The organism is Sphingomonas pseudosanguinis, from assembly GCF_014196255.1.
Lineage (GTDB): Bacteria > Pseudomonadota > Alphaproteobacteria > Sphingomonadales > Sphingomonadaceae > Sphingomonas > Sphingomonas pseudosanguinis.
The window spans coordinates 174,273-182,470 of sequence record NZ_JACIDH010000005.1; the positions used below are offsets into that span (position 1 = coordinate 174,273).

An 8,198-nucleotide genomic window follows, 5' to 3' on the forward strand; every position below is an offset into this window, starting at 1 on the left:
AGAATCCAAGGCGTCGGAGAGGGGATGCGGGGTGGATAGCGACAAGGTGCGGGTCGTCGTCGTGGGCGGCGGAACCGCCGGCTGGATGGCGGCGGCGGCGCTGGCGCGTCTCCTTCCGGGACAGTGCCAGGTACATCTGATCGAATCCGAGGCCATCGGCGTGGTCGGAGTCGGCGAGGCGACCCTCCCGCATATTCGCGCCTTCAATGAACGACTTGGCATCAGCGAAAAGGATTTCATGGCGCGCACCCGCGCGACCTTCAAACTGGGCATCGAGTTTCGCGATTGGGGCCGAATCGGCGACAGCTATATCCATCCCTTCGGCACCTTCGGGCGCGGCGGGGGCGCGATCGACTTCCATCATTACTGGTCGCGGCTGAAGAATGAGGGGGCGGAGCTGCCTCCGCTCGACGACCTGTCCTATGCCTGTGCGCTGGCGCGCGAGGGCCGCTTCGACCATCCGGGCCGCGATCGCGAGCAGCTGTCCTCGACCTTCGGCTATGCCTATCAGTTCGACGCGCTGCTCTTCGCGCCCTATCTGCGATCGCTCGCCGAGGAGATGGGAGCGCTTCGCACCGAAGGGATCGTCGTCGATGTCGAACGCGACGTCGAGAGCGGCCTGATCCGCGCCGTCACGCTGGAGGACGGACAGCGGATCGCGGGCGATCTGTTCATCGATTGCTCGGGCTTCCGCTCGCTCCTGCTCGGCCAGACGCTGGGCGAGCCGTTCGAGGATTGGTCGAAATGGCTGCCGACCGACCGTGCCGTCGCCATGCCGTGCCGGACGCGCACCGCCGTCACCCCCTATACCAGCGCGATCGCGATGCGCGCCGGGTGGCGCTGGCGCATTCCGCTCCAGCACCGCACCGGCAACGGCTATGTCTATGCCAGCGGCTTCGTCAGCGACGACGATGCCAGGCGTGCGCTGGAGGAAGCGGTGGAGGGCGAGCCGATCGCCGAGCCGCGCCTGCTGCGCTTCAAGGCCGGCCGGCGGCGGCGCAGCTGGGTCGGCAATTGCGTGGCCATCGGGCTGGCAAGCGGGTTCCTCGAACCGCTCGAATCGACCAGCATCTATCTGGTCCAGCAGGCGATCACCGCGCTCATCGAGTTGTTCCCCGAACGCGACGCCAGCGATGCGGACCGCGACGAGTTCAATCGCATCATCGACCTGGAATATGATCGCATCCGCGACTTCCTGATCCTGCATTACCACGCCACGACGCGCGACGATTCGCCCTTCTGGAACTATGTGCGGACGATGCCGATCCCCGACAGCCTGGCCGAGAAGCTGGCGCTGTGGCGGCGCCGCGCGCGGGTGGTGAAGTATCGCGAAGGCGTGTTCCTGGATGCCAGCTGGATCGCGGTCTATCTGGGTCAGGGCATCGTGCCCGAGGGGTGGGACCCGCGCGCCGACATGGCCGGCTCAGCGGAACTGGCCGAGGCGGTCGCGGCCCTGCGCGGCGACATCGCGCGCGACGTGGGCACCCGTCCCGATCACCGCGCATTTCTAGAGCGTTATTGCCCGATGGAAGCAGCGGCGTGAGCGCGCACGAACCGATCCGCCGAGTGCTGGTCACAGGGTGTGGGCTGACCGGCTGGTACGCCGCCGCCGCGCTGAAGCGGCGCGCGCCGTTCCTCGACGTCACGCTGCTGGCCACGCCGGTCGCAGCGGACGCGCTGGCCGATCGGATCGCCTGCACCCTGCCCTCGCTGCTCGGCTTTCAGGCCGATCTGGGTATCGGCCCGGATGACGGGATCACCCGTGCGGGTGCGGGCTATCGTCTGGGCACGCGCTTCACGGGCTGGGTCGAGGGACTGCCCGATTATGTCCACGCCTATGGCCCCTATGGCCATCCGATCGGGCCGGCGGGCTTTCACCTCCATTGGGTCCGCGCCGCAAAGGCCGGGCCGGTCACCCCGTTCGACGCCTTCGCCCCCGCCGCGCAATTGGCGCGGGCCGGACGCTTCGTGCCGCCGACGCCGGATACGGTCTTCGCCGGCCACGAATATGGCCTGACGCTCGACATCGAACGCCACGGGGCGATGATCCGCGCCTTCGGCCTGCACGTCGGCGTCCGCGAAATCGCAGGGGAGATCGCGGACGTGACGTGCGAAGACGGCCTCTTGACCGAGGTTCGCACGACCAGCGGTGAAGCACTCGCCGCCGATCTGTTCATCGACGCCACCGGCCCGGCGGCGCGGCTTCGTGGCGCGATCGACAGCGAACGGGACGACTGGTCGCGCTGGCTTCCCTGCGACCGCCTGCTCTTGGCGGATCGACCGCAGGTGGAGAACGCGCCCGTGCTGACCCCGGTCGAGGCGCATGGTGCGGGCTGGGGCTGGTCGAGCGGGCGGCAAATGGGTCTGGCCTATGCCAGTGCCCATCTGAGCGACGCGGACGCCGCCGCGATGCTTGGCGGGCTGGGTGTGACGGCGGGGGCGCCGATCACCATTCGCGCCGGCACACGCCCTCGGCCCTGGCGCGGCAATTGCGTCGCGATCGGCGACGCCGCGACCCAGGTCGAACCGCTCGAATGGTGCAATCTGCACCTTGCGCTGAGCGCGGTCGACCGGTTGATCGCGATGCTGCCAGACCGCGCCATGGCTGCGGTCGAGGCAGCCGACTTCAACCGCCAGACGCTGGCCGAGGCGGAGCGGGTGCGCGATTTCCTGGCGATGCACTATCGCACCGCCACCCGTCCCGAGCCGATGTGGCGCGCGCTGGCGCAGGTCACGCCGCCCGACAGCCTGGCGCATACGCTGGCGCAGTTCGAAGAGCGCGGCCGCCTGCCCTTCTACGAAGAAGAGACCTTCTCCCGCGACAGCTGGGCCGCCGTGCTGCTCGGCCAGGGGCATCTGCCGCGCCGGGTCGATCCGCTGGTCCATGCCGTGCCGCCCGCCGAGGCCAAGGCCGCCATGGCGCAAATGACCGGCGCGATCACCGCCGCCCTTCCCCAGGCCCCCGCCCATGCCGAATGGCGCGCGGCCCAGACGAGACGCCTTGCCCGATGAGCCAGCCCCCGATCCCGGAGCATGCGATCCGTCAGGTCGTGATCGTCGGCGGCGGCACCGCCGGCTGGATGGCCGCCGCCGCTTTCGCGCGGCTGCTCAACAATGGCTACACCCACGTCACGCTGGTCGAGTCCGAGGAGATCGGCACGGTCGGCGTCGGTGAGGCGACGATCCCGCCGATCCTGAGCTTCAACCAGATGCTGGGGTTGGACGAGAACGACTTCCTCGCCGCCACGGCGGGCACCTTCAAGCTGGGCATCGAGTTCGTCGATTGGGGCCAGCGCGGAGAGCGTTACTTCCACCCCTTCGGCCGGTTCGGTCAGGATCTGCAAGGCGTCCATTTCCACCAGCTCTGGCTGCGCGAACGCAGCCGGCGCGCGCTGCCCGACATCGCTGAGTGGTCGATGAGCGCGATGGCCGCGAGGGCTGGCCGGTTCGGCCGGGCACGCCCCGATGCGCAGTCGCCGGTGCGCGAGCTGTTCTACGCCTTCCATTTCGACGCCGGTCTCTATGCGCGCTACCTGCGCGGCTATGCCGAGCGTGGCGGCGTGACGCGGGTCGAGGGGCGGATAGAGGGCGTCGACCTGCGCCCCGAGGACGGCCATGTCCGCGCGGTGACACTGGCCGATGGCCGGCGGATCGAGGGTGAGTTGTTCATCGACTGCTCGGGCTTTCGTGGGCTGCTGATCGAGGGGGCGCTGGAAACCGGTTACGAAAGCTATGCGCACTGGCTGCCCTGCGACCGCGCGGTTGCGGCGCCGTGCGCGCTGCCGAACCCGCGCGAGCCCGATCCCTTCACCCGGGCGACCGCGCGCGAGGCGGGATGGCAATGGCGCATCCCGTTGCAGCACCGGATGGGCAATGGCCTGGTCTATTGCAGCGATCATCTGGCCGACGACGACGCCGCAGCGCAATTGCTGGGCGCGCTGGAGGGCGAATTGCTCGGCGATCCGCGACGCCTGCGCTTCACGGCGGGACGTCGGCGCGAAAGCTGGAACCGCAACGTCGTCGCGCTCGGCCTGTCGAGCGGCTTCCTGGAGCCACTGGAGTCGACCAGCATCCATCTGGTCCAGGCGGCGCTGCAACGCCTGATCGCGCTGTTCCCCGACAATCGCTTCGACCCCGCCGAGCGCGCCGAGTTCAACCGTCAGATGCGCGACCTGTATGAGGATGTGCGCGACTTCATCATCTTCCATTACAAGGCGACGCGGCGCGACGACACGCCCTTCTGGAACCGGGTGCGCACGATGGACGTGCCCGACAGCCTGGCGCGCAAGATGGCGCTGTGGGCGGGCAAGGGCCGGCTGTTCCGCGAAGGCTATGACCTGTTCAGCAACCCCAGCTGGGTCGCGGTGGGCCTCGGCCAGGGCACCGTGCCGCAGCATTGGGAGCCGGCCGTCGACGCACTCGACGAACATCTGGTCGCGCAGGCGCTGGAACAGATGCGCGCGGGCTATGCCGACACCGCCGCGCGCCTGCCCAGCCATGGCGATTTCCTGCGCGCCACCGCCCCGTCGCCGCTCGCACCCGGCCTGACCGGCGGCACGGGATCGGGGTTCGACTTCGCCCGACAAGGTGCGACGCCCGGCCGGGGGCCGCTATTGTGAGGATGCGCTTCGCCCTGCCGCTGGTCGCGCTGGCGCTGATCGGCGCGACCGATGCGCCCGGCCCGCATCTCAACCAGATCGGCTTTCGCCCCGATACCGCCAAGCGTGCGATCCTCGCGCATGACGGCACCACGCCGCTGCCCTGGCAGGTGATCGATGCGGACGGGCGCACCGTGGCGGAGGGGCAAACCGTGCCGTTCGGGCCCGACGCCGCATCGGGGGACATGGTTCACCAGATCGACTTCAGCCGCGTCGCAACGCCGGGCACCTATCGCCTGCGGGTCGATGGCCGGACGAGCCATGTCTTCGCCATCGCCGCCGACACTTATCGCCCGCTGGCGCGCGCGGCACTGAACTTCTTCTATCAGCAGCGCGCGGGGACGCCGATCGAGGCGCGCTTCGCCGGCGGCCCGCAATGGGCGCGCGCCGCCGGGCATCCCCGCGAAGTCGTGACCTGTTTCAAGGGCCGCGATCTGGCCGGCACCGACTGGCCGGGCTGCTCCTATACGCGCGACGTCACCGGCGGATGGTATGATGCCGGCGACCAGGGCAAATATGTCGTCAATGGCGGCATCGCGCTGTGGACGCTGCAAAATCTCTATGAGGTGAATGCCGCCGCGCCCCCCTTCCCCGATGGCAGCGCCGCGCTGCCCGAGGCGGGGAACCGGATCGACGATCTGCTCGACGAGACGCGCTGGGAAATGCGCTTCCTGCTGGCGATGCAGGTGCCCGATGGTCAGCATCTGACGCTGCCGCTCGGGCGACAGGGACGCGGCCCCCTGACGCTGACCGATGTCGATGCCGGCGGCATGGCGCATCACAAGATCGCCGATCGCAACTGGACCAAGATCCCGACCAACCCGGCCGAGGATCGCGAGGAACGGCTGCTCTACCCACCCAGCACGGCGGCGACGCTGAACCTGGCCGCCACCGCCGCGCAATGCGCGCGCATCTGGCGAGGGATCGACGACGCGTTCGCCAACACCTGCCTGGCCGCCGCCGGCAAGGCGTATCGCGCGGCGCTGCGCAATCCAGACGTTTACGCCGCGCAAGCCTTTACCGGCAGCGGCGGTTACGGCGACAACGACCTGTCGGACGAGCTGTATTGGGCCACCGCCGAGCTGTTCGCCACGACCGGCATGCCCGAACTGGCCGAGGCGCTGCACCGGATGCCGCTCCACACCGCGCCGCTGGCGGGCGAGCCGAGCTGGGGCAGCGTCGCGGTGCTGGGCACGATCACGCTCGCGACCGCCGGCCGGGTCATGCCCGAGGAACGCGCCGCTGCGCGCGCCAAGCTGGTCGCGCTGGCCGATCGCTTCGTCGTCGAGGAGGCCAGATCAGGCTATCACCTGCCCTATGCCGGCACCGCCTATCCCTGGGGGTCGAGCAGCAATTTCCTGAACCGGGGCATGATCCTGTCGCTGGCCGCACGCTTCACCGGCGCGGCGCGCTACCGCGACGCGGCGGTCGACGCGATGGACTATGTGCTGGGTCGCAACCCCCTCGACCAGAGCTATGTCAGTGGCTTCGGCTGGAAGCCGTTGCGCAATCCGCATCACCGGTTCTGGGCGCATCAGATGGATGCCCGGATGCCGGGGCCGCCGCCGGGCGTGGTGTCGGGCGGCGCGAACAGCCTGAGCTTTCCCGAAAGCGCCTCCGCGGCGCTGAAAGGGCGCTGCGCGCCACAACGCTGCTGGACCGACGACATTCGCGCCTATGCGCATAACGAGGTCGCGATCAACTGGAACGCGCCGCTCGTCTGGCTGGCCAGCGAATTGTCAGCATCACGCCGCTAAACACCTGTATTGCCGCTTATATTTCCGGAGGGGTATCAGAATATGGATCGTCGTAATTTCATGAAGCACGGCATGGCGATGGGCAGCGCCGCGCTCGCCACCGGTGGGACCGCGCTGACCGCCGCCCGCGCCGCCCGCGCCGCCGCGCAGACGCCGCTCGACCAGAGCTTTCCCAAGGATTTCCTCTGGGGCACCGCCACCGCCGCCTATCAGATCGAGGGCGCGGTGAACGAGGACGGGCGCGGCCAGACCAACTGGGACGTGTTCTCGCACACGCCGGGCAAGGTCGCGAACGGCGATACCGGCGACGTCGCCTGCGACAGCTATCACCGGTATAAGGACGACATCGCCTTGATGCGCAATCTGGGCATCAAGGCGTATCGCATGTCGCTCGCCTGGTCGCGCATCTTCCCCGAGGGGCGCGGCAAGCCCAATGCCAAGGGCCTCGATTATTATAACCGCGTGATCGACGCGCTGCTCGAAGCCGGTATCCAGCCTAATGTCACCATGTTCCACTGGGACCTGCCGCAGGCGCTGCCCGGCGGCTGGCAGAACCGTGACACCGCCAAGGCGTTCGCGGACTATGCGGGTTTCATGGCGGGCAAGCTGTCCGATCGCGTCCACCGCTTCATGACGGTCAACGAACTGCGCTGCTTCACCGATCTGGGCCATATGGTCGGCATCCACGCGCCGGGCCTGAAGCTGGCGCCTGCGCAGGTGAACCAGGTCCGCCATCACGGCGTGCTCGCGCACGGTCTGGGCGTGCAGGCGATCCGCGCGAACGCCAAGGCCGGTACCGAGGTCGGCATCGCCGACAACGCTAATATCTATGTCCCCGCGATCGAAACGCCCGAGCATATCGAGGCGGCGAAGAAGGCGTTCCGCGACGACAATGCGATGTTCCTGACCGCCGTCATGGAAGGCCGCTATATCGACAGCTATCTCGCCTCGGCCGGGGCGAACGCGCCCAAGGTTCAGGCCGGCGACATGGCCGCGATCGGCAGCCCGCTCGATTTCGTCGCACTCAACATCTACACGCCGACCTTCGTCAAGGCGGATGCCAGCGACCCGCGCGGCTACACTCCCCTGCCCCATCTGCCGCAATCGCCGCGCATGGCCTCGCCCTGGCTCTATGTCGGCCCCGAAGCCGCCTATTGGGGCGTGCGCGCGGTCAGTGAGCTGTGGAAGCCCAAGGCGATCTACATCTCCGAGAACGGCACCTCGGCGGACGATACGCTCAACAAGTCCGGGCTGGTCGATGATTCCGACCGGATCATGTATCTGCGCAACTATCTGGGCCAGTTCCGCCGCGCGGCGGCCGAGGGATACCCGCTCAAGGGCTATTTCCTGTGGAGCCTGATGGACAATTTCGAATGGGCCGACGGCTATGGCAAGCGCTTCGGCATCCACCATGTCGACTTCGCCACCCAAAAGCGCACGCCCAAGCTGAGCGCGCTATGGTATAAGGAACTGATCCGCCGCAACGCGTTGGTCTGATCCTGTCGGACCCGACATGACGAACCCCGCCGGTCGCACGACCGGCGGGGTTTTGTTTTGGCCGACGCCGATCCGGATGGCCTTTTTTCCTCCCCTGCAAGGGGAGGTGGCGCGCGTAGCGCGTCGGAGGGGTGTCCCCCTCTCGATGGCGCGACACCCCTCCGTCAGGCCTTCGGCCTGCCACCTCCCCTTGTCTGATGCGACGGTGGTATGAAGGTGTTGCGGAAGGGAGCCCGTCCCCCCCGAGGGTCTGGAGCCCGATAGGGAGCAAGGGTCCCTTCCGCGT

At 68.3% G+C, this 8,198-nt stretch carries 5 protein-coding genes; all 5 read left to right on the top strand.

The window, feature by feature from the left end; genetic code table 11:
- Nucleotides 1-85 precede the first annotated feature (85 nt).
- The 5 genes from GGR48_RS08490 to GGR48_RS08510 are packed head-to-tail and all read left to right on the top strand — an operon-like array spanning nucleotide 86 to nucleotide 7,912.
- Nucleotides 86-1,543 (top strand): tryptophan halogenase family protein, encoded by a 1,458-nt coding sequence (locus GGR48_RS08490; RefSeq protein ID WP_240455897.1) that lies wholly within the window; start codon nucleotides 86-88, stop codon nucleotides 1,541-1,543.
- Complete coding sequence (locus tag GGR48_RS08495; RefSeq protein ID WP_338110477.1) at nucleotides 1,540-3,012, top strand: tryptophan 7-halogenase; 1,473 nt, start codon at nucleotides 1,540-1,542, stop codon at nucleotides 3,010-3,012. The genes GGR48_RS08490 and GGR48_RS08495 overlap by 4 nt, the downstream gene beginning before the upstream one ends.
- Complete coding sequence (locus tag GGR48_RS08500; RefSeq protein ID WP_183951478.1) at nucleotides 3,009-4,619, top strand: tryptophan halogenase family protein; 1,611 nt, start codon at nucleotides 3,009-3,011, stop codon at nucleotides 4,617-4,619. The genes GGR48_RS08495 and GGR48_RS08500 overlap by 4 nt, the downstream gene beginning before the upstream one ends.
- 2 nt (nucleotides 4,620-4,621) lie before the next feature.
- The gene (locus GGR48_RS08505) at nucleotides 4,622-6,415 is read left to right on the top strand and encodes a glycoside hydrolase family 9 protein (protein ID WP_221211435.1); all 1,794 of its coding nucleotides are present in this window, start codon (nucleotides 4,622-4,624) and stop codon (nucleotides 6,413-6,415) included.
- A 42-nt stretch (nucleotides 6,416-6,457) separates the two neighbouring features.
- A complete protein-coding gene (locus tag GGR48_RS08510; RefSeq protein WP_183951480.1) occupies nucleotides 6,458-7,912 on the top strand; it encodes a GH1 family beta-glucosidase in 1,455 nt (484 codons plus the stop codon).
- Nucleotides 7,913-8,198 lie beyond the last annotated feature (286 nt).